Raw genomic sequence first — 21903 nt, forward strand, 5'->3', positions numbered from 1 at the left:
CGCTTCACCGCCACCCGCCCTGGGCTGATGCCAAATAAACATTCCCTATCAGGAGATTTTTCATGACGCTGTTTGTTTCTTCTCAACGCTTGCGCCGCCTCGTGCTCACAGCCATGTGTGTGGGTGGTTTGACCGTCGTGGGTCTGGCGCAGGCCCAAAGCTGGCCGCAAAAACCCATCCGTGTGATTGTCAATTTCCCACCCGGTGGGGCGGCCGACCAAATCGCCCGAGCAGTGGCCCAGCCCTTGGGCGAAGCCTTGGGCCAAAGCGTGGTGGTGGAAAACCGCGGCGGGGCCAACGGCAATATTGGCGGTGAAGCCGTGGCCAAGAGCGCAGCCGATGGGCACACCTTGTTGATGAGTTCTGGCGGCATGGTGTCCATCAACCCGCACCTGTACAACAAAATGCCGTTTGACCCGATGAAGGACCTGGTGCCGGTGGCCGCTGCGGCCCGCGTCTTGGTGTTTTTAGAGGTGCGCCCCGGCTTGCAAATCAACGACTTCAAAACCTTTTTGGACTTTGTCAAAGCCAACCCCGGCAAACTCAGTTTTGGCTCACCCGGCAACGGCAGCTCGCCGCATTTGGCCGCCGAGATGATGAAGGCGCAATCGCAAACCTTTGCCGTGCATGTGCCCTACCGAGGTGCGGCGCCCGCCATGCAAGATTTGCTGGCGGGGCAAATCGACTTCATGTTTGACCCTGGCATTGGCCTGCAACATGTGCGCTCGGGCAAGCTCAAAATGCTGGCTGTGGGCAGCCCCAAGCGTTCGCCCTTGTTCCCCGATGTGCCCACCTTGGACGAGCTGGGTTTGAAGGGTTTTGACGCCGATTCGTGGTTTGGTTTTTACGCCCCTGCAGGCACGCCAGTCGATGTGGTGCAAAGGCTCAACCGCGAAATCAATTCGGCCCTGAATTCCCCTGCGGTGAAAGACCGCATCCAGGCTTTGGGCGGGATACCCGCGCCCATGAGCGCCGCTGATTTTGGGCAAAGCGCCAAAACGGACAGCGAGCGCTTTGGTCAGTTGATCAAATCCCGCAACATCCGAGGCGACTGACATGTCCGATGCCCCCACCCCCCGAACCACGGTGTTCACCATTCAGGTCGAGTTTGGCGACTGTGACCCGGCGCGCATTGTTTGGTTTCCCAATTTTTTCCGCTGGATCGATGCCTCGGCACGCCACTTCTTTATCTCTGCCGGTGTGCCGCCCTGGCACGAGACGGCGGCCACCTGGGGCATCATTGGCACGCCCATCGTCAACACCCAAGCGAAGTTTGTGCAAACCACCACCTATGGCGACCGCTTGGACATCCACACGGCCGTGACCCACTGGGGCAACAAGAGCTTCACGTTTTTGCACCGGGTGATGCGCGATACCGAGTTGATCATGGAGTGCACCGAGGTGCGGTTGTTTGCCGGGGCCAAAGAAGGCAAAGTGCCGGGCATTGTGGGATTGCCCATCCCCGACGAAGTGCGCCGCTTGTGCCAGGCTTAATTCGTTTGCCTTGACCCAAGCCAGTCTCTGAGCCGTTTGGTTGTTGCCAGATGCTGCGCCTGGCAATCTGGTTCTCAGCTCGTGCAGAGCTCAGGGCGTCGGTCGGTTTGTCCGCCCACCTCGCTTGGTCAGGTCTGCGCCCAGGTCTGGGCTTGCGGCAGGTGGGGGTTGACTTGGGGTCGGGCTATGAATTGCAGCAGGGCCACGGCCACCTCGGGCCCCTTGTCTTCGGTCAGGCAATGCCCAGCCTGGTGAATGATTTGGTGCGGTTGGCGTTTGGCCCCGGGCACTTGGTCGATGAACCAGTGTTGGCCGCCATGGGTGAGGTGGTCGCGGCTGGCAAACAAAGTCAGCAAAGGTTTTTGCCATGAGGTCATGGCCAGCCAGGCTTGGATGACCTCCGCGTTTTTTTCTTTGCGCACATTCCATTGCTGCCAACCACTGAGGTGACGCACGGTGTCAAGCAGATGGCGCTGCGGGTAGGGGGCTGCATAGGCTTGCAGCGTGGCGGTATCCAGCCGGGTTTGGCAGGCGGTGCGCAGAACACCGATCAAAGGATAGATCGGGCTCCATGCGAACCACCGAGCGCCCAGTGCGGCAAGCCGGTTGCGGCCCCGCGGGTCCAGCGGTGAGCGGGTGTTGGCCAAGGCCAAGCGTTCGACCCGTTCGGATTGCAACAAGGCCAGGCGAAACGCCAGCAGTCCCCCCAAACCCTGGCCATAGAGTGTGGTGTCGTGCAGCCCCAAGTCTTGCATCCACTCGGACAAGCCGCGCAGTTGATCGCCCAGGCCATGCGCGGCGGGGTCGTGGGGTTTGTCAGAGCGGCCACAGCCCAGCAGGTCGGGCACCAGGACCCGGTGGCCCGCCTGCACCAGCCAGGGGATCACGTTGCGAAACACATATCCCCAGGTGGGCACGCTGTGCAACAGCACGATCGGGGGGGCCTGCGGTGGGCCTTCGTCGATGTAGGCCAGGGCTGTGCCGGTCTGGCCATGCCACTTCACGGGATAGGGGTAGGCATGCAGATCAGTCAAGCCGTGCAAGTCGGCGCGGGGGTCGTCCATGCTTGCTCAGGGTTGCGGGCTTGTCATGCTGTTGCCTCGTTCATCGGGGCGGGTGGGTGCAAGCCGGTGAGCGCAGTGGGGCAGCAGCTCTTCCGATGGGGCCCAGTAGACCTTCAGGGTTTGGAGATGGTGCGCCATTGATCTTGATGCTGCCCCAGCCATTGCAGGGCCAAGCCATCGTCGAACTGGCTGGGGTGGAAGTCTGCGCGGAAGTAAGCCCGCCAATGGCTGGCACCCCACCGCAGCAAACCTTGGCGACCGAACAGCCAATGCTGGGCACCGCGCCAGGTGGCCACTTTGAATAACTGGCCGTCGCGCCACAGGTGGTGCGCGGTTTGGCGCAGCACATCGAGCGCGAAATGCATGGACACCAGGCGCATCCAGCGTTTACGCCACAGCTCGTTGCCGTCCAAAGCGCGGTACAGATCAAAAGCGGTGCAACGGTGCTCCAACTCCTCGCTGGCATGCCACAGCCACAACTGGCGCATGCGTTCAGGGGCTTGGGCCAACACACTGGGGTGGTGCAGCAACCAGGCCGCAAAGATGGCCGTCAGGTGCTCGGTGGAAGCGGTCACCGCGACTTTGTGGCGCTTGTCAGCAAAAACTTCCAAGCGTTTCAAGCGTTTGACCACCCGGGGTGCCCAGCGGTTTTCATAGCCCAAAACGGCCAAATGCTGGTTGTACAACTCGTGCAAACGCCGGTGGGTGGCCTCTTGCCCCACAAAACCTTGAATTTCGCGCGCCCAAGCTGGTTTTTGGTCCGCGGGCAACTGCGCCATGCCTTCGCGCAAAGAGTCGATGAAAAACTGCTCGCCCACGGGGAAGCTCATGGACAAGGCATCGAAAAAAGCGCTCAAAAAAACCTCGCCACCATTCCAATGCCGCACCAAGGGCGGTTTCATGTCAATCAACAGGTGTCGGATGGTCAGTGCGTTCATGGGGCAGATCAGGGGTGTAGACGTATTTTGCCTGTGCGTGGTGGCGCTGGGTTAGAGGGGCCAGTTCGCCCCAGATCAATTGTGTCTTTCAGTAAATAATACAAAAGATTACATTTTTAGTTGTTGTGCGATGCGCCTTGCCTGAACTGGTCTTGAATTTTGCCAAAACCGTTCATTCAGTGACGCACCTAAGTTATTGTAAACATTGGAATTCATTTCCCCTTTAAACCACATTTGGGTGCATGAAGGGAGGGAAGTGGCCCGATTTTTGACTAGAATCCCGCCCCAAGGAGCGCATATGTCAAACCCATCAGATTCTCTAGAAAGCGTTGTCATTGGTGACGGCGTGATTGTCAAAGGTACGTTCATTGTCCCGTCCAAAGCCATCGTGAATGGCGTGATTGAAGGCGATTTGACCGCAGAAGAGGTGTTGATTGGACCGACCGGAAAAATTTCTGGCCGCATTTCCGCCAAGGTGATTGATGTGCGCGGCGAGTTGCACAACACCATCATCAGTGAAAAAAGTTTGATTGTTCGCTCCACCGGCCGGATTGCGGGCAAAGTCCATTACTCTGAAATCGAGATCGAAAAGGGTGGTGAGATTGAGGGAAGCCTGAATCAGGGCGCTGAATACCCATCGACCGCACCGCGCATCCCGCCGGTGCTGCCCGACCCCAGTAATTACTGAATTTCCCAGACTGTTTGACCGTGTTCAAGCGACGCATCACGCTGACGTTGGGCCTGCCTGCCATGTTGCGGGCTGCTTGGACACGTGAGTACCTGGATGCGCGCATCATCCTGGAGCAAAACGCAGACCTGCGCTACTTGACCATCAGCGCCAAATTACAGCGCATGGCTGTCCGCTCGGGTTTGGTGTTGTTGGGTGTGATCACCATCTTGATTTTGTTTTTGACCATCACCAGCATCAGCTTGTTCATCAGCCGCGGCAAACTCGAGCGCTCACACGAGCAGGTCTACCGGGCCTTGCTCAGCAGTGCGGTCGAAGGCGAAAGCGGCGAAAACTTTGAGTTGGATGAGGCGCAAATGGTGGCGCTGGCCCAAACCATCCGCGACCGCGACATGAGCATTCGGCGCTTTGTGGACACATCGATGGTGGCGGTGTCACAAGAAAACGAGAGCATGAAAAACCAACTCGACTCGTCGGGTTTGACCGAAAAAGTCATTCGGGTGATTCAGCAAAACTCGGCCAATGGCGGCTTTAACCTGGGCGACAACCTCAATGCCAACCCCTTCTTGCGTGGCAAAGTGGCGGAAGAGTTGTCCAACAACCGCTCCATGCGCGAAGTCTTATATGCCCTGCCCAACCGCATGCCGGTGTCCAATTACAGCGTCAGTTCAGACTTCGGTATCCGCAAACACCCCATCAGCGGCTTGTCCAACTTCCACACCGGCGTGGATTTGTTGAGCGAGACCGAAGACGACAATGTCCACCCTGTGAAACCCGGGATTGTGGTTCTGGCCAAATATCATCCACAATACGGCAATACCGTGGTGGTCAGACACAGCAACGGCATTGAATCTTTATATGGTCATTTGGCCAATATGAAGGTGGAAGTGGGCGATAAAGTGACCACCGAGACCATTTTGGGTCGGGTTGGCAATACCGGTGTAACCACTGGCAAGCACCTGCATCTGGAAATTCTCATTGGCGGCTACCCTGTCAACCCCCAAAAAGTCATCCGAACCGCGCAATATGTTCAACAAATTCAAAACCAACCCTAGTGCACAGCCTGAAACTTTTTCGGCCGTCACCCCGGGGGCTGAGCCCGAGGCTCAGCCTGTGGTTGTGCCGTTGGATGTGGCCACGCCTACGCCCGCACCTGCACCTGCACCCGCACCCCTTACCCAACCCAACCCAGCGCCGCAGCGCAACAGCATGATGGACATCATCTCCAACTCCACAGCCAAGCCCTCCATTTTGAGCGAGGGCTTCAGTTTCCGCGGCGAGATTGCTGCCAAGGGCGCGATCCATGTGGAGGGCACGCTCAATGGTCAGATTCAAGTGGATGAGTTGACGATTGGTTCTCGCGGTCAAGTGGAAGGCGTGGTCACCTGCCAGAGCCTGCACATCAAAGGCAAGTTCACCGGTACGGCCACTTGCAGCGAGTTGATCGTGACCTCTTCTGCCTCCGTTGATGGCCATGTGGTCTACCAAACCTTGTCGGTTCAAAAAGGTGCATCGATCAAGGGCGAGTTGTTGCTGGTCAAGTAAATCCAACCCCAGCCTGCCGCCATGAACGAGCCAGCCCTCCCGATCAATGGGGCTTTGCTGCGCCAGCGGCGCGAAGCCAAGGGCTGGGCCCAAACCGATTTGGCCACCCGGGCTTGTTTGTCGCTGCGCCAAGTTCGACAAATTGAAGACGGGGGCAACAGCTCTTTTTACAGCGAATCGGTCAAGGCCACCGCTGCCCGAAAAATAGCCACTTTGCTGGGTATGTCGAGCGAAAGCGCTTTTGTCCAAGCCCAAGCCGCCACCGATGCGGTCCATCCTGCCGCTGACGGCTTGACCCCCTCTGACACCGAGCATGCTCCAGCGCCCGTGGTGGCGCCAGTTGTTCATGCGCCCGGGCCGGCCGCCGGTGCCGACCTGTCCTCAGTCATGACCCACGTGGCTGTGGCCACTGCAGATATCGACCCTCCGCCGCCCCAAAGCTTGTCCTCTGATGGCGCTCAGGGCGAGTCTCGATCCAGCAGCTTTTTGTGGATTGCTTTGTTGGCCGTTGCGGTGGGCGCAGGTGTTTTGCTCATGCCCAAGTCTTCCGATGTGTCACCGTCCCCCAGCATGTCTGCACCGGTGGACCCCAACCCGCCTGCCCCCCCACCCATGGTGCTGCCCGCGGATGCGGTTGAGGCGTCAGGCAACCAGCCAACGGACGCATCCATGCCCCCTGCTCGCAGCAGCGTTTTGCCTGCAGCCTCGGCTGGAGGTTCTGGCGCAGTTGGTTCGGCGACACCGATGCCGAATGCGGTGTCTGCGGCCCCTGCGCCTCCCCCTGGACCTGCCAAAGCCCCTTGATCACGGGGAAATGCCTGGCACTGCTGGGCTTGGCGACTGACGCACGCCCTGATGTTTTATTCGTTCAAGGATTGGCAAACTCTGAAGCTGGAGGACAAACCCGGCACTGAATGCTCAGACGGTGGCACCCATCTCCAAAGCTGCTTGCCGTGACATGGCCCCGGAGGCCTCGCTGGGCAGGCCCAAAGGCCAACCACCGGTGTGCTGGTGGGTCACTTGGACCAAGGCTTGGATCCACTCCGGGTGGTCGTTTAAGCAGGGGATGTAGTGAAAACTTTCCCCGCCTTCCTCCATGAAGGCGTCGCACACTTCCATGGCGATTTCTTCCAAAGTTTCCAGGCAGTCGCTGCTAAAGCCGGGGCAGACAATGTCAATTCGTTTGGTGCCGTTTTGCGCCAATTGGCGCACCGTGGGTTCGGTATATGGCTCCAACCACTTGGCCTTGCCAAAACGTGACTGAAAAGTGACGCTGTATTGGCCCTTGGACAAACCCAATTGCTCGGCCATCAGGCGCGCGGTTTTGTGGCATTCGCAGTGGTATTGATCCCCCAGGTGCAAGGTGCGCTCGGGCACCCCGTGAAAGCTCATCACCAAGTGGTCGCCGCGACCTTTGTCCGCCCAATGCGCCCGCACCGTTTGCGCCAGGGCATGGATGTACGCGGGATGATCGTGGTAGTGGTTGACAAAGCGCAACTCGGGGATGATGCGGGTGCGCGCCGCCCATTGGTAGACCGCATCAAACACACTGGCCGTGGTGGTGGCTGAATATTGGGGGTAGGCGGGCAGGATCAGCACGCGGGTGGCACCGTCTTGTTTCAGCGCTTCGAGTTGTTGGGCGATGGAGGGGTTGCCATAACGCATGGCGTAACGCACCAACACCGCGCTGTCGGGGCCTTGCAAGGCCTGCTCCAGCAGTTGGGACTGCTTTTCGGTCCACACCTTCAGAGGCGAGCCGTTTTCGGTCCAAATGGCGGCGTATTTCAGTGCCGATTTCTTGGGCCGCACCCGCAAAATGATGCCGTGCAAGATGGCCAACCACAGCAGGCGTGGGATTTCCACCACCCGGGGGTCGCTCAAAAATTCGGCCAAGTAGCGGCGCAAAGCCGCGCCCGTGGGGGCGTCGGGGGTGCCCAGGTTGCAAAACAGCACCGCGGTGCGGGCAGCTTGACCATGGTGAAAGGGGGGTTCTGCGGCAAAGCGCGGTGAGGCAGGCATGCGGTATTCTCGCTCACCCATGAATATACCCGCCCCCCACCCCAGCCTCATCCGTGCCATCAGTTTAGATTTGGACGACACCTTGTGGCCCATCGGCCCCATCATGGTCCGTGCCGAGCAAGCTTTGAAACAGTGGCTGCTCGCGCATGCGCCGGGCGCAGCGGCCATGTACAGCCAGCCCGAATGGGTCCAGCAAGCGCGCAGCCGGGCGCTGGCGGCGATGGCCGAAAAACCGCACGATTTCAGCGCCATGCGCCGGGACATGATCAGCCAAGCCTTGGCCCAAGCCGGGGAGCCCACCGATTTGGCCGTGCCCGCTTTTGAGGTGTTTTTTGCGGCGCGCCAACAAGTGACGCTGTTTGACGATGCCCTGGAGACCTTGGATTTCTTGGCCCAACGCTTTCCACTGGCCGCATTGACCAACGGCAATGCGGATGTACACAGGGTCGGTTTGGGGACTTTTTTTCAATGCGCGGTCAGTGCCCATGAAAGCGGCATCGCCAAGCCCGATCCGCGCATTTTTTGGCACACCGCAGAGCGTTTGAACCATGCGCCCGAGGCGGTTTTGCACGTGGGCGACGATGCAGCCCTGGACATTCTGGGGGCCCGTGCTGCGGGCATGCCCTGCGTCTGGCTCAACCGCGAGGGTACCCCTTGGGTGCATGAGGGTCCGCCCCCTTGGACGGTGTCATCCCTGCGTGAGTTGGTCCACCACTTCCAAGCCTGAGCGCACCGCACCCTCCAGGGTCGCCGGGTACGGCCCTTGCACATGGTCACCGCAAGCCCACAGACCGGGGCCAATGCGCGTTGGGGGGCGCACCAAGTCGGGGGTGCAACTGAAAGTGGCGCGCCGCTCCACCACCGTGGTGATGACTTGCAAATCGGGCAAACCCAATTGGTTTTCGATTTGCGCCTTCACCGCTTGGGTCATGTGGTCTCGCTCGCCCTGGCAAGCACTCACCACCGCGGCCAAGATGCCGCGCTGCGCCGGGTCGCCGCTGAGCGCGCCGCGGTCAAACACAAATTGGGCCGGCGCGGTGGGGCCGCTGTCCAAGGCCAGCATGGGCCTGGGCAACACCGCATGACCTTGATCGTTCCCTTGCCCATGGCCATCGTTGGAAAAGGGGCGGCGCAAATAAACCGTGGCGATGCCTTCGTGCCTCAATTGGGCGGCCTGGGCCGACCAAGCGGGGTTCACGGCTTGCGTCAGCCGGGCCGCCTCCCAAGCCGGGCAAGCCAGCAACACCGCGTCGCCCGCGCTCTGGGCTGTGGGGCAGACTTTTTGGTGCTGGCCCAACTCGACGTGGGCACCCTGGGCGCGCAGCCAAGTCAGGGCCGCGTCGGGCAGCAAGCCGCTCATGTCGCTGCGTGGCAGCAAAAAATCAGCACTGCCAGGGCCGCTGTACAAAGCGTCGCGCAGCACCCGCAAAAACACGGTGGCGCAGGCTTGGTCCATGGGGGTGTTCAAGGCCGAAACACACAGCGGTTCGATCAAATGGCTGATCACCCGTGGCCGCAGTCCAGCGCACAGCTCGCCAACACTCATGCGGGTCGGGCAGATAAATCCAGCGCGCTGCCAGCCCGCCGCTGCCCTCAACAGGGAGAATTTGTCGCGCCAGTCCAGTGCGTTGGACGCGGTGATGCCCCACAGCAGGTTCCACGGGGCGGGCAGGTTGGGCAGTTCCAAGCCGACGCCCTCGGCGTTGCGCAGGTTCAGCGGCATGCGCCAGAGCAAGTGCTCTGGGTCCAGGCCCAACTGGCGCATCAAAGATAAAGTCTGGGTATAGGCCCCGATCAACAAGTGCGGGCCGTTGTCCAGCGTCAGGCCTTGGTGGTGGATGCGCCTGGCCCGCCCGCCCAAGACGGGCGCGGCTTCCAACAAGCTGACCTGCCAACCCAGTTGGGTGGCCCGCACCGCAGCGGCCAAACCCGCCCAGCCACCTCCAACGATGGTCAAGCGTTTCAAAAACGTCCCAGGGCCTGAACCTTCCAGGCCAGCCAAAATTTGCGCAAGGGGGTCAGCCGCACCCGCTGGTGCAGCACCGGGAAATGGGCCGATTCGATTTCACCCAGCAAGGTGCGGTAAATGCTGGCCATCATCAGCCCGGGTTTTTGGCTGCGCTTGTCGGCCGGGGGCAGCAAGCCAAAAGCCTGTTCATACAGTTCGTGCGCGCGGGCTGCCTGGTAACGCATCAAGGCCTGAAAGCGCGGCGAGTCTTGGCGCTGCAAGATATCTTGGGCTTTGACCTCAAACTGCTGCAGCTCGTTGATGGGCAGGTAAATGCGCCCTCGCACCGCGTCCTCACCCACGTCGCGGATGATGTTGGTGAGCTGGAAAGCCAGGCCCAGGGTATGGGCGTAGGTGGTGGTCTGGTCTTGGCTTTGTCCAAAAATGCGTGCAGCCACTTCGCCCACCACGCCGGCCACCAAATGGCAGTAGCGCTGAAGGCCGGGGTAGTCCAGGTAACGGGTTTGGGTCAGGTCCATTTGGCAGCCTTCAATGACCGACAGCAAATGGCCGGCTTGGATGCCAAATTCATGGGCGCAGGGCATGAGCGCTTGCATCACCGGGTGCTGGGCGCTGCCTTCATAGGCTCGTTTGACCTCGGTTTGCCACCAGGCCAACTTGGTCGCCGCCACGCCTGGGTCGGGCACTTCATCCACCACATCATCGATTTCACGGCAAAAAGCGTAAAAGGCGGTGATCGCGGCACGGCGGTGCGGCGGTAAAAACAAAAATGCGTAGTAAAAGCTGCTGCCCGAGCTGGCGGCTTTTTCTTGCACGTACTGTTGGGGTGTCATGGATGGTGATTGTGTCATTGCGCGCGCATCCACAAGGCGCGCCACAGCATGATCACCCAGTCGTGCCAGACCAAGGTCGGGCGTTCACGCCAAGGGTCTGTGCGCTCGATTTTGTCAAGAATGCGCAGGCCACCTTGCACCACCAAGCGCAGCTCCCAGCCCGCGCGGCCAGGCACCCGGTGCACCAGCGGCGCACCTTGCTGCATCAATGCCCGGGCATAGGCCAGTTCGGCGCTCAAATCGGCCCCATTGGGCAGATACAGGCGACCGCGCGGCAGGTCCTCGCTGAGGTCTTGCCAAAAATTGATCAATTGCAAACTGCTGCACACCGCATCGCTCTTTGCCAGCGCGGCTGCGTCGTTGGCCCGGTACAGGTGCAGCAGCAATCGGCCAATGGGGTTGGCCGATTTGGCACAGTAGTCCAGCAACTCTGCGCGTGAGGCATACCGCCGACCCTGCTGGGTGTAGCGCACATCTTGCTCAAAGGCGTCGAGCAAAGCGTGCAGGCAGTTCAAGGGCAGGGCATGTTTTTGAATTTGTATCGCCAACGGGGCAAAAACCTGGGGCCAAAGCCCTGGCGTTTTGGATCGGTCAGGGGCAGGGGGGCTGTTGGCAGCAGTGGTTGCGGGGGGTGAGGTGGCGCCGCTGGGCTTGATCTGCGCTGCCGTCACTTGGTTCAATGCGTGGCGGTAAGCCGCCAGTTGGGCCAAGCGTTGCTCGGGCGTGTCGCTGCCCTCGTCGGCCAAGTCGTCGGCGGTGCGGGCAAAGTGATAGATGGCAACCACTGCCCCGCGCAGGTGTGGCGGGCACAGCCACGAGGCAACAGGAAAGTTTTCGTAATGATCCACTGCGGGCATGGTTGCGGTCATTGTCGCTTGACAAAATGTGGACCCAGGATAAGATTACTAACCGGCTAGTCAGTAATTAAAGCTGCCATCGCGATGCCAATTTCCACGGCATGTCTTTAGAAAGAAATTCTTTTATGTTTCAGCACCCTTTGGCACGACTTGTGTCCTTGGCCTGCCTGTTGGGCCTGAGCGCTTGCAAGCCTGTCGACATGCGCCCAGAACCTGTTCGCGCTGTCAAATTGATACAAATCCAGGCCACGGATGTCCAGGCAGGGGTGGAGTTTGCAGGGGATGTCCGTGCCCGGGTCGAGAGCCGCTTGGGCTTTCGGGTGGCGGGCAAACTGGTGGCGCGCCATGTGGAATTGGGCCAACGGGTGAAGGCCGGACAGCGCTTGGCCGATCTGGACCCGCGCGACTATGAACTGGCTGTCGATGCCGCCCGCGCCCAGGTCAGGGCAGCGCAAACCCAATTGGAATTGGCCCAGTCCGACTTCAAGCGCTACCAAGAACTCAAAGACCAATCTTTCATCAGCGGGGCCGAATTGGAGCGGCGCGAAACCACCCTCAAAGCCGCGCAAGCCCAGTGGGACCAAGCCCAGGCACAGTGGCGCGCCCAGGGTAACCAAGTGGCATACACCCGCTTGACGGCCGACCACGGTGGCGTGGTCACCGCCATTGAGGCCGAGGTCGGTCAGGTTTTGGCGGCGGGCACGTCGGTGGTGCGCGTGGCCCAAGAGGGCGCCAATGATGTGGTGATCGCCTTACCCGAGGACAAACTGGGCTTGCTCAAAGTGGGCCAAACGGTGGCGGTCAAACCTTGGAGCACGGGGCGTGAAACCCAGGCCCAGGTGCGTGACATTGCGGCCAGTGCCGATGCCGTGACCCGCACCTTCACCGTCAAGCTCAGCCTGCCCAAAGGGGACGGCCTGCCGCTGGGCAGCACGGTGCAAGTGGTGCTGCCGCGCAACGATGCGTGGTCGCGCCAACCGACCATCCAATTGCCCACCAGTGCTTTGCGCCAAGAGGGCGGCAAAACAGCGGTGTGGGTGCTGGACGCGGCCAGCATGACGGTGCGCCTGCAAGCCATCGACATCGGCACCGCTGATGGCAACCAAGTGGTGGTGTCCTCGGGATTGCAAGCCGGACAAGAGGTGGTGGTTGCGGGTGTCCATGTGTTGACGCCGGGACAAAAGGTCACCCGATATGTGCCGGCCACGGTCGCCCCTTTGGGCGCGACCCAGACCGCCCCGGGCGGTGGCCCCGCACCTGCGGGTGCCAGCATCGCGCCAGCGGCGATGCCCAATCCGTCAGCGCCCAGCCGGTCCCCTGCTGCCGCTGCAACCACCAAGTAGCGCGCCATGAATCCAACGCAAGCCAAGGGCTTCAACCTGTCGCTGTGGGCCATCAACCACCCGGCGCTCACGCGCTACCTGATGGTGGTGTTGATGGTGCTGGGTGTGGCGGCTTATTTCAGCTTGGGCCAAGACGAGGACCCACCCTTCACCTTCAGGCTGATGGTGGTGCGCACCTATTGGCCCGGGGCCACGGCCCAGCAAGTGGCCGAACAAGTCACCGACAAGATCGAACGCAGTTTGCAAGAGGCGCCTTATGCGGACAAGATCCGCAGCTACTCCAAGCCCGGTGAGTCACAAATCATTTTTCAGATCAAAGACAACTCCAAACCCGGCGAGGTGCCTGACGTTTGGTACACGGTGCGAAAAAAAATTGGCGACATGCGCCACACCCTGCCACAAGGCGTGCAAGGACCATTTTTCAACGATGATTTTGGCGATGTGTATGGGGTGATTTATGGCTTGCAGGCCGATGGGTACTCCAACGCCGAGGCCAAGGTATTTGCCGATTCGGTGCGCCAGCAGTTGTTGCGCGTCAAGGACGTGGCCAAGGTCGAGTTGTTTGGCGTGCAAGACGAAAAAATATTCATCGAGGTATCGCAAAAGCGCATGTCCCAGTTGGGTTTGGACATGAATGCGGTGGTGGCGCAAATCGGGCAGCAAAACGCGGTCGAAAGCGCGGGGCTGCTGCAAACCCCGTTGGACGTGGTGCAAATTCGTGTCGCTGGTCAATTTGAGACCGTTGAGCAGTTGCGCCACATGCCCATTCGCGGCAGCTCGGGTCAGCATGTGAAGTTGGGCGATGTGGCGCAGATTCGGCGTGGCTATGTCGAACCGGCCGTGGTCAAGGTGCGCCACCAAGGTCAATCGGTCATCGCTTTGGGCGTGTCCATGGCCAAGGGCGGCGACATCATCGCCTTGGGCAAAGCTTTGAACGAAGCCATGGTGTCCATCACCCCCACCTTGCCCGTGGGCGTGAGCCTGCAGTCGGTGCAAGACCAGCCCAAGGCCGTGGCCTCCTCGGTGGGCGAGTTTGTGCGTGTGCTGATCGAGGCGGTGGTGATTGTGTTGTTGGTCAGTTTTGTCTCGCTGGGCTTGCACAAGGGTGGTCGCTGGGGGTGGTACGTTGACATTCGCCCCGGTTTGGTGGTGGGCATCACCATCCCGCTGGTGTTGGCCATGACCTTTTTGTGCATGAGCTACTTTGGCATTGGTCTGCACAAAATATCCTTGGGTTCATTGATCATTGCCCTGGGCTTGCTGGTGGACGACGCCATCATTGCGGTGGAGATGATGGTGCGAAAAATGGAGGAGGGCTTTGACAAGGTGCGCGCCGCCACATTTGCTTATGACGTCACCGCCATGCCCATGCTCACCGGCACCTTGATCACCGCGGCGGGTTTCTTGCCCATCGGTTTGGCCAAGTCGACGGTGGGCGAATACACCTATGCGATTTTTGCCGTCACCGTCATGGCCTTGTTGCTGAGTTGGTGGGTGTCGGTGTTTTTTGTCCCTTATTTGGGGACCTTGCTGTTGAAGTCGCGTCCCCTCGCCCCGGGTCAGGGGCACGAAGAGTTGTTTGATTCGGCTTTTTATCGGTGGTTTCGGCGCAGCGTCAATGCCTGCGTGAAGTACCGATGGACCACCATTGTTGTGACCTTGGCCTTGTTGGGATTGGGCTTGGTGGGGATGGGGCGGGTGCAGCAGCAGTTTTTCCCCGACTCCAGCCGGCCCGAGGTCATGATGGACCTGTGGTTCCCAGAGGGGACATCCATTGAGGCCAATGAGGCCTTGGCGACCCAGGTGGAAAAACAATTGCTGTCGCGCCCTGGAGTGGAAAGCGTGACCTTGTGGGTGGGTTCGGGCGTGCCCCGTTTTTACCTGCCTTTGGATGCGGTTTTCCCTCAATCCAACGTGTCCCAATTCATCATCGTGCCCAAAGATTTGAAGCAGCGCGAGGCCTTGCGCCTGGACTTGCCCGGTTGGATGGCGCAGGCCTTTCCCGAAGTGCGGGTGCGGGTCAAGCTCTTGCCCAATGGCCCGCCCGTGGCCTACCCGGTGCAGTTTCGGGTGGTCGGCACCGATCCGCGGGTGCTGCGCCAACGCGCTGACGAAGTCAAAGCGGTGATGCGCGACAACGCCAACACCCGTGGGGTGAACGACAACTGGAACGAGTCGGTCAAAGCCCTGCGCCTGGAAGTGGACCAAGACAAAGCCCGCGCCCTGGGGGTGACCAGCCAATCCATTGCCCAAGCCACCCGCACCTTGCTTTCGGGCACCCCGGTGGGTCAGTTCCGAGAAGGCGACCGCTTGATCGAGATGGTGCTGCGCCAGCCCTTGAACGAGCGCGATGCCATCAGCGATTTGGGCAACGCCTATGTGCCCACGGCTTCGGGCAAATCGATCCCGCTGACCCAAATCGCCAAGCCGGTGTTTGCCTGGGAGCCGGGTGTGATGTGGCGCGAAAACCGCAGCTACGCCATCACCGTTCAATCCGACATTGCCGAGGGCTTGCAAGGCGCCACCGTGACCGAGCAACTGCTGCCAGCGCTCAACGCGCTGCAAGCCCAATGGGCCAGCCGGGGCGAGGGCGCATACCAAGTCCAAGTGGCCGGTGCGGTGGAAGAAAGCGCCAAAGGTTCATCGGCCATTGCTGCTGGCGTGCCCTTGATGTTGTTCATCATCTTCACTCTGCTCATGCTGCAACTGCACAGTTTTAGCCGTTCCTTGTTGGTCTTTTTGACCGGCCCCATGGGCATTGCTGGGGTGGCTGCGGCTTTGCTGGCTTTGGACCGCCCGTTTGGCTTTGTTGCCTTGCTGGGGGTGGTGGCCTTGATGGGCATGATTCAGCGCAACGCGGTCATCTTGATCGATCAAATCGAGCAAGACCGTGCCAACGGTGTGCCTGCTTGGGACGCCATCGTCGAAGCTGCCGTGCGCCGCCTGCGCCCCATCGTGCTCACTGCGGCAGCTGCGGTGCTGGCCATGATCCCTTTGTCGCGCAGTGTCTTCTGGGGCCCGATGGCCGTGGCCATCATGGGCGGTTTGATCGTGGCCACGGCCCTGACCTTGCTGAGCCTGCCCGCCATGTACGCAGCCTGGTTCCGGGTGCGCCGTTAGGCTTGCTGGCGGCTTGGACGGGTCGCGAGCGGTTAGAATGCTTGGCTGACCGATTTCAGGCGGGTGGACTGTGCTACAGGCCACCCGTTGCTGTTTTGCAATCCCGCGCGGGTGGCGAAATTGGTAGACGCACCAGGTTTAGGTCCTGACGGTAGCAATACTGTGGGGGTTCGAGTCCCCCCCCGCGCACCAAGATGCCCCCACTGGCCCGGGCCCACAAAGGGGCCCAATGCACCCGATAAGGAGAGAGAAAATGACCGTAGTTGTCGAAAACCTGGAAAAACTCGAGCGCAAGATGACCTTGACCCTGCCGGTCACTGCCATCCAATCCGAGGTCAACACACGCCTCAAACGCCTGGCCCGCCAGGTCAAGATCGATGGTTTTCGCCCGGGCAAAGTGCCCATGAACATCGTCGCGCAGCGCTATGGCTACTCGGTTCAATACGAAGTCATGAACGACAAAGTGGGCGAAGCTTTCTCGGTGGCCGCCAACGAAGCCAAACTGCGTGTTGCTGGCCAGCCCCGCATCAGTGAAAAAGAGGGCGCCCCAGAAGGTGAGTTGGCCTTTGACGCGGTGTTCGAGGTTTATCCTGAAGTCAAGATGCCCGACCTGGCCACTTTAGAGGTGTCGCGTCACACATCTGAGGTGAGCGAAGCCGCCATTGAGCGCACCATCGAAATTTTGCGCAAGCAGCGCAGCACCTATACCCAGCGCCCTGCCAGCGCCGGTACCGAAGATGGCGACCGCGTCACCATCGACTTTGAAGGCAAGATCGACGGCGAGTTGTTCGACGGCGGCAAGTCCGAAGGTTTCCAGTTCATGCTGGGCCAAGGCCAAATGCTCAAAGAGTTCGAAGAAGCCGTGCGCGGCATGAAAACCGGTGAAAGCAAAACCTTTCCCCTGAGCTTCCCCGCCGATTACCACGGCAAAGACGTGGCAGGCAAGCAAGCTGACTTTTTGGTCACCCTGAAAAAAGCCGAGGCGGCCCACATGCCCGAGGTTGACGATGCACTGGCGGTTTCTTTGGGCGTGCCCAACCCCACCGTGGCGGGCTTGCGCGAAGACATCAGCAAAAACCTCGACCGTGAACTCAAGTCGCGTTTGCTGGCCCGCAACAAACAAGCAGCATTGGAAGCCCTGGCAGCCAAAGCCGAGTTGGACCTGCCCAAGTCCAGCGTTCAAGCCGAGGTGGACCGTTTGATCGAAGGCGCCCGCGCCGACCTCAAGCAGCGTGGCATCAAAGACGCCGAAAACGCGCCCATCCCTGACGATGTTTTCCGCCCCCAGGCCGAGCGCCGGGTGCGCTTGGGTTTGGTGGTGGCCGAATTGGTTCGTGCCCACAACTTGCAAGCCACGGCCGAGCAAATCAAAAAGCACATTGATGATCTGGCCTCCAGCTACGAAAAACCCGCCGATGTGGTGCGCTGGTATTACTCAGACAACCGCCGCTTGGCCGAAGTCGAGGCTATCGTCATCGAGGCCAATGTCACCGAGCATGTGATGAGCCACGGCAAAGTGGCCGATGTGGCGGTTTCTTTTGAAGAATTGATGGGACAAAACGCATGAGTGCAACAGATACACAAGCCTTGGGCATGGTGCCCATCGTCATTGAGCAGTCAGGCCGTGGCGAGCGCTCTTACGACATCTACTCGCGCTTGCTGCGCGAGCGGGTGATTTTTTTGGTCGGTGGCGTCAATGACCAAACCGCCAATCTGGTGGTCGCGCAGTTGCTGTTCTTGGAAAGCGAAAACCCCGACAAAGACATTTCGCTCTACATCAACTCCCCTGGCGGTTCGGTGAGCGCGGGCATGGCGATTTTTGACACCATGAACTTCATCAAGCCCGAGGTCTCCACCTTGTGCATTGGCATGGCCGCCAGCATGGGTGCCTTTTTGCTGGCCGCTGGCGCCAAGGGCAAGCGTTTCAGCTTGCCCAACTCCAAGGTCATGATCCACCAGCCCTTGGGCGGCACCCAAGGCCAGGCCACTGAAATTGAAATTCATGCCCGCGAGATCCTCAAAACCCGCGAGCAGTTGAACAAAATTTTGGCCGAGCGCACCGGCCAGCCCCTGGAAAAAATCGAGCGCGACACCGAGCGCGACTACTACCTGTCGGCCGACGAAGCCAAAGAATATGGGTTGGTTGACCAAGTCATTGCCAAGCGGCCTTGATCGCTTGCGCGCAGCACCCAAGGCTGTGGCAGCCACCGGTCGCCTTTGGCCCTGGTCGAATTGGTTATCATTTGGTCAAACCCTGAGCGAGGAAGGCATTCATGGCCGATAAGAAATCGAACTCCAGCGACAAGACCTTGTACTGCTCGTTTTGCGGAAAGAGCCAGCATGAGGTCAAAAAGCTGATTGCGGGACCTTCGGTTTTCATTTGCGACGAATGCATTGATCTGTGCAACGAGATCATTCGTGACGAATTGCCGCCAGAGACCGCGGCCCGCGATGCGCGTGGTGACTTGCCCACCCCGCTGGAAATCAAAAACAACCTCGACAACTACGTCATTGGCCAAGAAGCGGCCAAGCGCTCATTGGCCGTGGCGGTGTACAACCACTACAAGCGCCTGCGCCACAAAGAAAAGTCCAAAAAAGACGAGGTGGAACTCACCAAAAGCAACATCTTGCTGATCGGCCCCACCGGATCAGGCAAAACTTTGTTGGCGCAAACCTTGGCACGCATGCTGGATGTGCCCTTTGTGATGGCCGACGCCACCACCTTGACCGAAGCCGGTTACGTTGGTGAGGACGTCGAAAACATCATTCAAAAGTTATTGCAAAGCTGCAGTTATGACATCGATCGCGCCCAACGCGGCATTGTCTACATCGACGAAATCGACAAAATTTCACGCAAGTCCGATAACCCCTCGATCACCCGTGATGTGTCGGGCGAGGGTGTGCAGCAAGCCCTGCTCAAGTTGATCGAAGGCACCATGGCCAGCGTCCCCCCTCAGGGCGGTCGCAAGCATCCCAACCAAGACTTTTTGCAGGTCGACACCACCAATATTTTGTTCATTTGCGGTGGTGCGTTTGCGGGTTTGGAGAAGGTCATTGAAAACCGCACCGAAGCCTCCGGCATCGGTTTTGGCGCCATGGTCAAAAGCAAGTTGCAGCGCAGCCTGACCGATGTGTTCCGTGAGGTGGAGCCGGAAGACCTGATCAAATTTGGGTTGATCCCCGAGTTGGTCGGCCGCATGCCCATCGTGGCCACCTTGAGCGAGCTCACTGAAGACGCGATGGTGCAAATCCTCACCGAACCCAAAAACGCCTTGGTCAAGCAGTACAGCAAATTGCTCGCCATGGAAGGGGTGGACCTGGAAATCCGCCCCAATGCCCTCAAAGCGATTGCCAAAAAGGCCTTGGCGCGAAAAACAGGTGCCCGTGGCCTGCGTTCCATCCTTGAACAATCGCTGACCGACACCATGTTTGATCTTCCCAATGCAAGCAATGTCGAAAAAGTGGTGGTGGACGAGTCCACCATCGATGAAAACAAACCCCCCTTGCTGGTCTACCGAGAGGCAGCCAAAAAGGCCTGATTCCCCAAGCCCCGCCCCTGGCGGCGCTTTTTCCCGAGGTTGAGACCATCATGTCTGGACAAACACCATTGCCGCCGGTGGCCATTGAGCTGCCTTTGCTGCCTTTGCGCGATGTCGTCGTCTTCCCGCACATGGTCATTCCACTGTTTGTGGGGCGACCCAAAAGCATCAAGGCCCTGGAGCTGTCCATGGCTGCCGAGCGGCGCATCATGTTGGTGGCCCAAAAGGCAGCCGCCAAAGACGAACCAGCGGTCAGCGACATGTTCAGCGTCGGCTGCGTGGCCTCCATCTTGCAAATGCTCAAGTTGCCCGACGGGACCGTCAAGGTGTTGGTCGAGGGCTTGCAGCGCGCGGTGGTGGAGCATGTCGAGGACGGCGAGACCCATTTCACCGCCAAGCTCACCCCCATTGAGTCGGTCGCTTTGTCGGCCAAAGACAGCGAAGTCGAAGCCCTGCGCCGCGCAGTGATGCAGCAGTTTGATCAATACGTCAAACTGAACAAAAAAATACCGCCTGAAATTTTGACCTCGATTTCTAGCATCGATGACCCAGGCCGCTTGGCCGACACGATTGCGGCCCATTTGCCCCTGAAGCTCGAGAACAAGCAAATCGTGCTCGATCTGGCCGATGTCAAAGCACGTTTGGAAAACTTGTACGAACAACTTGAGCGCGAAGTTGACATCCTAAATGTTGATAAGCGCATCCGTGGCCGCGTGAAGCGCCAAATGGAAAAAAACCAGCGCGACTTCTACCTCAATGAGCAGGTCAAAGCGATCCAAAAAGAGCTGGGTGAAGGTGAAGACGGCGCTGATATCGAAGAAATTGAAAAGAAAATCAAGGCCGCCAAGATGCCCACGGAGGCCCGCAAAAAGGCCGAAGGCGAGCTGAAAAAGCTCAAGCTCATGTCACCCATGTCGGCCGAGGCGACGGTGGTGCGCAACTACATCGATGTGCTCGTGGGTTTGCCGTGGAGCAAAAAAACCAAAATCAAGCACGACCTGGGCAATGCCGAAGGCGTGCTCAATGAAGACCATTACGGCCTGGAAAAAGTCAAAGACCGCATCCTTGAGTACCTTGCGGTGCAGCAGCGGGTGGACAAGGTCAAGGCCCCCATCCTGTGCTTGGTCGGCCCCCCGGGCGTGGGCAAAACCTCATTGGGGCAATCCGTTGCCAAAGCCACGGGTCGCAAGTACGTGCGCATGGCTTTGGGTGGCATGCGCGACGAGGCTGAAATTCGTGGGCATCGCCGCACCTATATCGGCGCCTTGCCCGGCAAGGTGTTGCAAAGCCTGACCAAGGCCGGTACCCGCAACCCACTTTTCTTGCTCGACGAGATTGACAAGATCGGTGCCGATTTTCGCGGTGACCCCTCCAGCGCATTGCTCGAGGTTTTGGACCCCGAGCAAAACCACACCTTCGCCGACCATTACGTGGAAGTCGATTTCGACTTGAGCGACGTGATGTTTGTGGCCACCTCCAATTCGATGAACATCCCGCCGGCCTTGCTCGACCGCATGGAGGTGATTCGCTTGTCGGGTTACACCGAGGACGAAAAGGTCAACATCGCCATCAAGTATTTGCTGCCCAAGCAAATGAAAAACAACGGTGTCAAAGAAGAAGAGCTGGCCTTGCAAGAGTCGGCCATCCGCGACATCGTGCGCTACTACACCCGCGAGGCCGGCGTTCGTTCCTTGGAGCGCGACCTGTCCAAAATTTGCCGCAAGGTGGTCAAGGGCTTGCAACTCAAGAAGATGACCCCTCAAGTGGTGGTCACTGCTGAAAACCTCGACGACTTTTTGGGCGTGCGCAAATACACCTACGGCCGCGCCGAACAGCAAAGCCAAATCGGCCAAGTGGTCGGCCTGGCCTGGACCGAGGTGGGTGGCGATTTGCTGACCATCGAAGCAGCCACCATGACCGGCAAGGGCAACATCACCCGCACCGGCTCCATGGGCGATGTGATGAAAGAGTCGGTTGAGGCGGCCCGCACCGTGGTGCGCAGCCGCGCCAAACGCTTGGGCATCCGTGAAGATGCGTTCGAGAAAAAAGACATCCACATCCACGTGCCCGATGGCGCTACGCCCAAAGACGGGCCCAGTGCGGGTGCGGCCATGACGACAGCCATCGTTTCGGTGCTCACCGGCATCCCGGTGCGCAGCGATGTGGCCATGACCGGTGAGATCACCTTGCGGGGCGAAGTCACGGCCATTGGCGGCCTGAAAGAAAAGCTTTTGGCAGCTTTGCGCGGGGGCATCAAAACCGTGATGATCCCGGAGGAAAACGTCAAAGACCTGCAAGAGATTCCCGAAAACGTCAAGAACGGATTGGAGATCATCCCGGTCAAGTGGATTGACAAGGTGCTTGAAATTGCCCTTGAAAGCATGCCCCAACCGCTGCCTGATGAAGACCCTCTGGCCGCTGCACCGAGCACCGATGCCGCCCCGAAAGTCGAGGCGATCAAACACTGACGCGACCTAGAAAGACATACGCCGAA

19 protein-coding genes and 1 tRNA gene are annotated in these 21903 nt (G+C 59.5%); 14 read left to right on the forward strand and 6 right to left on the reverse strand.

What is annotated here, in order from left to right:
- Positions 1–62: 62 nt before the first annotated feature.
- Both AC8GFZ_RS10470 and AC8GFZ_RS10475 read left to right on the forward strand, forming a co-directional pair.
- Positions 63–1055 carry a Bug family tripartite tricarboxylate transporter substrate binding protein gene (locus AC8GFZ_RS10470; protein WP_506644825.1) on the forward strand — a complete coding sequence of 331 codons (993 nt, stop codon included), beginning with the start codon at positions 63–65 and terminating at the stop codon, positions 1053–1055.
- A 1-nt stretch (position 1056) separates the two neighbouring features.
- Complete coding sequence (locus AC8GFZ_RS10475; protein WP_506644826.1) at positions 1057–1494, forward strand: acyl-CoA thioesterase; 438 nt, start codon at positions 1057–1059, stop codon at positions 1492–1494.
- A 128-nt stretch (positions 1495–1622) separates the two neighbouring features.
- Here the strand turns inward: AC8GFZ_RS10475 and AC8GFZ_RS10480 are convergent, their stop codons facing one another.
- Together AC8GFZ_RS10480 and AC8GFZ_RS10485 are read right to left on the reverse strand one after the other, a co-directional pair.
- On the reverse strand, positions 1623–2558 hold the full coding sequence (locus AC8GFZ_RS10480; protein ID WP_506644827.1) for an alpha/beta fold hydrolase: 936 nt from the start codon (positions 2556–2558) through the stop codon (positions 1623–1625).
- 113 nt (positions 2559–2671) lie between these two features.
- Positions 2672–3496 (reverse strand): metal-dependent hydrolase, encoded by an 825-nt coding sequence (locus AC8GFZ_RS10485; RefSeq protein WP_506644828.1) that lies wholly within the window; start codon positions 3494–3496, stop codon positions 2672–2674.
- 298 nt (positions 3497–3794) lie between these two features.
- On the opposite strand from AC8GFZ_RS10485, the gene AC8GFZ_RS10490 reads away from it, so the two are divergent.
- Genes AC8GFZ_RS10490 through AC8GFZ_RS10505 form a run of 4 tightly spaced genes read left to right on the forward strand, consistent with a single transcriptional unit; the run spans position 3795 to position 6533 of the window.
- Entirely contained in the window at positions 3795–4184 is a 390-nt protein-coding gene (locus AC8GFZ_RS10490) for a bactofilin family protein (RefSeq protein WP_506644829.1), read from the forward strand.
- 20 nt (positions 4185–4204) lie between these two features.
- Positions 4205–5239: a M23 family metallopeptidase gene (locus AC8GFZ_RS10495; RefSeq protein ID WP_506644830.1), complete on the forward strand. Its 1035-nt coding sequence runs from the start codon at positions 4205–4207 to the stop codon at positions 5237–5239.
- Positions 5211–5729, forward strand: a complete 519-nt coding sequence (locus AC8GFZ_RS10500) for a bactofilin family protein (RefSeq protein WP_506644831.1) — start codon at positions 5211–5213, stop codon at positions 5727–5729. Before AC8GFZ_RS10495 ends, AC8GFZ_RS10500 begins: the two co-directional genes overlap by 29 nt.
- A gap of 21 nt (positions 5730–5750) precedes the next feature.
- Complete coding sequence (locus AC8GFZ_RS10505) at positions 5751–6533, forward strand: helix-turn-helix domain-containing protein (protein WP_506644832.1); 783 nt, start codon at positions 5751–5753, stop codon at positions 6531–6533.
- A gap of 114 nt (positions 6534–6647) precedes the next feature.
- On the opposite strand, the gene hemH is transcribed toward AC8GFZ_RS10505, so the two are convergent.
- Positions 6648–7769: a ferrochelatase gene (gene hemH, locus AC8GFZ_RS10510; RefSeq protein WP_506644833.1), complete on the reverse strand. Its 1122-nt coding sequence runs from the start codon at positions 7767–7769 to the stop codon at positions 6648–6650.
- On the opposite strand from hemH, the gene AC8GFZ_RS10515 reads away from it, so the two are divergent.
- A complete protein-coding gene (locus tag AC8GFZ_RS10515) occupies positions 7768–8475 on the forward strand; it encodes an HAD family hydrolase (protein WP_506644834.1) in 708 nt (235 codons plus the stop codon). The genes hemH and AC8GFZ_RS10515 overlap by 2 nt on opposite strands.
- Here AC8GFZ_RS10515 and hpnE read toward each other — a convergent pair.
- The 3 genes from hpnE to AC8GFZ_RS10530 are packed head-to-tail and all read right to left on the reverse strand — an operon-like array spanning position 8437 to position 11407.
- Positions 8437–9714: a hydroxysqualene dehydroxylase HpnE gene (gene hpnE / locus AC8GFZ_RS10520; protein ID WP_506644835.1), complete on the reverse strand. Its 1278-nt coding sequence runs from the start codon at positions 9712–9714 to the stop codon at positions 8437–8439. The genes AC8GFZ_RS10515 and hpnE overlap by 39 nt on opposite strands.
- The gene (gene hpnD, locus AC8GFZ_RS10525; protein ID WP_506644836.1) at positions 9711–10550 is read right to left on the reverse strand and encodes a presqualene diphosphate synthase HpnD; all 840 of its coding nucleotides are present in this window, start codon (positions 10548–10550) and stop codon (positions 9711–9713) included. The genes hpnE and hpnD overlap by 4 nt, the downstream gene beginning before the upstream one ends.
- Positions 10551–10564: 14 nt before the next feature.
- Complete coding sequence (locus AC8GFZ_RS10530) at positions 10565–11407, reverse strand: squalene/phytoene synthase family protein (protein WP_506644837.1); 843 nt, start codon at positions 11405–11407, stop codon at positions 10565–10567.
- A 125-nt stretch (positions 11408–11532) separates the two neighbouring features.
- On the opposite strand from AC8GFZ_RS10530, the gene AC8GFZ_RS10535 reads away from it, so the two are divergent.
- The 7 genes from AC8GFZ_RS10535 (at position 11533) to lon (ending at position 21877) form a co-directional block, all read left to right on the forward strand.
- Positions 11533–12750 carry an efflux RND transporter periplasmic adaptor subunit gene (locus AC8GFZ_RS10535; protein ID WP_506644838.1) on the forward strand — a complete coding sequence of 406 codons (1218 nt, stop codon included), beginning with the start codon at positions 11533–11535 and terminating at the stop codon, positions 12748–12750.
- A gap of 6 nt (positions 12751–12756) precedes the next feature.
- The gene (locus AC8GFZ_RS10540) at positions 12757–15870 is read left to right on the forward strand and encodes an efflux RND transporter permease subunit (protein WP_506644839.1); all 3114 of its coding nucleotides are present in this window, start codon (positions 12757–12759) and stop codon (positions 15868–15870) included.
- 105 nt (positions 15871–15975) lie between these two features.
- Positions 15976–16062 (forward strand) — tRNA-Leu (locus AC8GFZ_RS10545).
- 61 nt (positions 16063–16123) lie between these two features.
- Entirely contained in the window at positions 16124–17437 is a 1314-nt protein-coding gene (tig, locus tag AC8GFZ_RS10550) for a trigger factor (RefSeq protein ID WP_506644840.1), read from the forward strand.
- Positions 17434–18042: an ATP-dependent Clp endopeptidase proteolytic subunit ClpP gene (clpP, locus tag AC8GFZ_RS10555; protein ID WP_506644841.1), complete on the forward strand. Its 609-nt coding sequence runs from the start codon at positions 17434–17436 to the stop codon at positions 18040–18042. The genes tig and clpP overlap by 4 nt, the downstream gene beginning before the upstream one ends.
- Positions 18043–18143: 101 nt before the next feature.
- On the forward strand, positions 18144–19409 hold the full coding sequence (clpX, locus tag AC8GFZ_RS10560) for an ATP-dependent Clp protease ATP-binding subunit ClpX (RefSeq protein ID WP_506644842.1): 1266 nt from the start codon (positions 18144–18146) through the stop codon (positions 19407–19409).
- 50 nt (positions 19410–19459) lie between these two features.
- Complete coding sequence (gene lon / locus AC8GFZ_RS10565; protein WP_506644843.1) at positions 19460–21877, forward strand: endopeptidase La; 2418 nt, start codon at positions 19460–19462, stop codon at positions 21875–21877.
- Positions 21878–21903: the final 26 nt, after the last annotated feature.

It is taken from the genome of Limnohabitans rimovensis (SeqCode) (assembly GCF_965234775.1).
In the GTDB taxonomy this organism is placed as follows: Bacteria; Pseudomonadota; Gammaproteobacteria; order Burkholderiales; family Burkholderiaceae_C; genus Limnohabitans; species Limnohabitans rimovensis.

What these genes read in the sequence shown, in the direction of transcription:
- AC8GFZ_RS10470 (WP_506644825.1), top strand. Translation starts at nt 63, where the DNA reads ATGACGCTGTTTGTTTCTTCTCAACGCTTGCGCCGCCTCGTGCTCACA.
- AC8GFZ_RS10475 (WP_506644826.1), top strand. Translation starts at nt 1,057, where the DNA reads ATGTCCGATGCCCCCACCCCCCGAACCACGGTGTTCACCATTCAGGTC.
- AC8GFZ_RS10480 (WP_506644827.1), bottom strand. Translation starts at nt 2,558, where the DNA reads ATGGACGACCCCCGCGCCGACTTGCACGGCTTGACTGATCTGCATGCC.
- AC8GFZ_RS10485 (WP_506644828.1), bottom strand. Translation starts at nt 3,496, where the DNA reads ATGAACGCACTGACCATCCGACACCTGTTGATTGACATGAAACCGCCC.
- AC8GFZ_RS10490 (WP_506644829.1), top strand. Translation starts at nt 3,795, where the DNA reads ATGTCAAACCCATCAGATTCTCTAGAAAGCGTTGTCATTGGTGACGGC.
- AC8GFZ_RS10500 (WP_506644831.1), top strand. Translation starts at nt 5,211, where the DNA reads ATGTTCAACAAATTCAAAACCAACCCTAGTGCACAGCCTGAAACTTTT.
- AC8GFZ_RS10505 (WP_506644832.1), top strand. Translation starts at nt 5,751, where the DNA reads ATGAACGAGCCAGCCCTCCCGATCAATGGGGCTTTGCTGCGCCAGCGG.
- AC8GFZ_RS10515 (WP_506644834.1), top strand. Translation starts at nt 7,768, where the DNA reads ATGAATATACCCGCCCCCCACCCCAGCCTCATCCGTGCCATCAGTTTA.
- hemH (WP_506644833.1), bottom strand. Translation starts at nt 7,769, where the DNA reads ATGGGTGAGCGAGAATACCGCATGCCTGCCTCACCGCGCTTTGCCGCA.
- hpnD (WP_506644836.1), bottom strand. Translation starts at nt 10,550, where the DNA reads ATGACACCCCAACAGTACGTGCAAGAAAAAGCCGCCAGCTCGGGCAGC.
- AC8GFZ_RS10530 (WP_506644837.1), bottom strand. Translation starts at nt 11,407, where the DNA reads ATGCCCGCAGTGGATCATTACGAAAACTTTCCTGTTGCCTCGTGGCTG.
- AC8GFZ_RS10535 (WP_506644838.1), top strand. Translation starts at nt 11,533, where the DNA reads ATGTTTCAGCACCCTTTGGCACGACTTGTGTCCTTGGCCTGCCTGTTG.
- AC8GFZ_RS10540 (WP_506644839.1), top strand. Translation starts at nt 12,757, where the DNA reads ATGAATCCAACGCAAGCCAAGGGCTTCAACCTGTCGCTGTGGGCCATC.
- tig (WP_506644840.1), top strand. Translation starts at nt 16,124, where the DNA reads ATGACCGTAGTTGTCGAAAACCTGGAAAAACTCGAGCGCAAGATGACC.
- clpP (WP_506644841.1), top strand. Translation starts at nt 17,434, where the DNA reads ATGAGTGCAACAGATACACAAGCCTTGGGCATGGTGCCCATCGTCATT.
- clpX (WP_506644842.1), top strand. Translation starts at nt 18,144, where the DNA reads ATGGCCGATAAGAAATCGAACTCCAGCGACAAGACCTTGTACTGCTCG.
- lon (WP_506644843.1), top strand. Translation starts at nt 19,460, where the DNA reads ATGTCTGGACAAACACCATTGCCGCCGGTGGCCATTGAGCTGCCTTTG.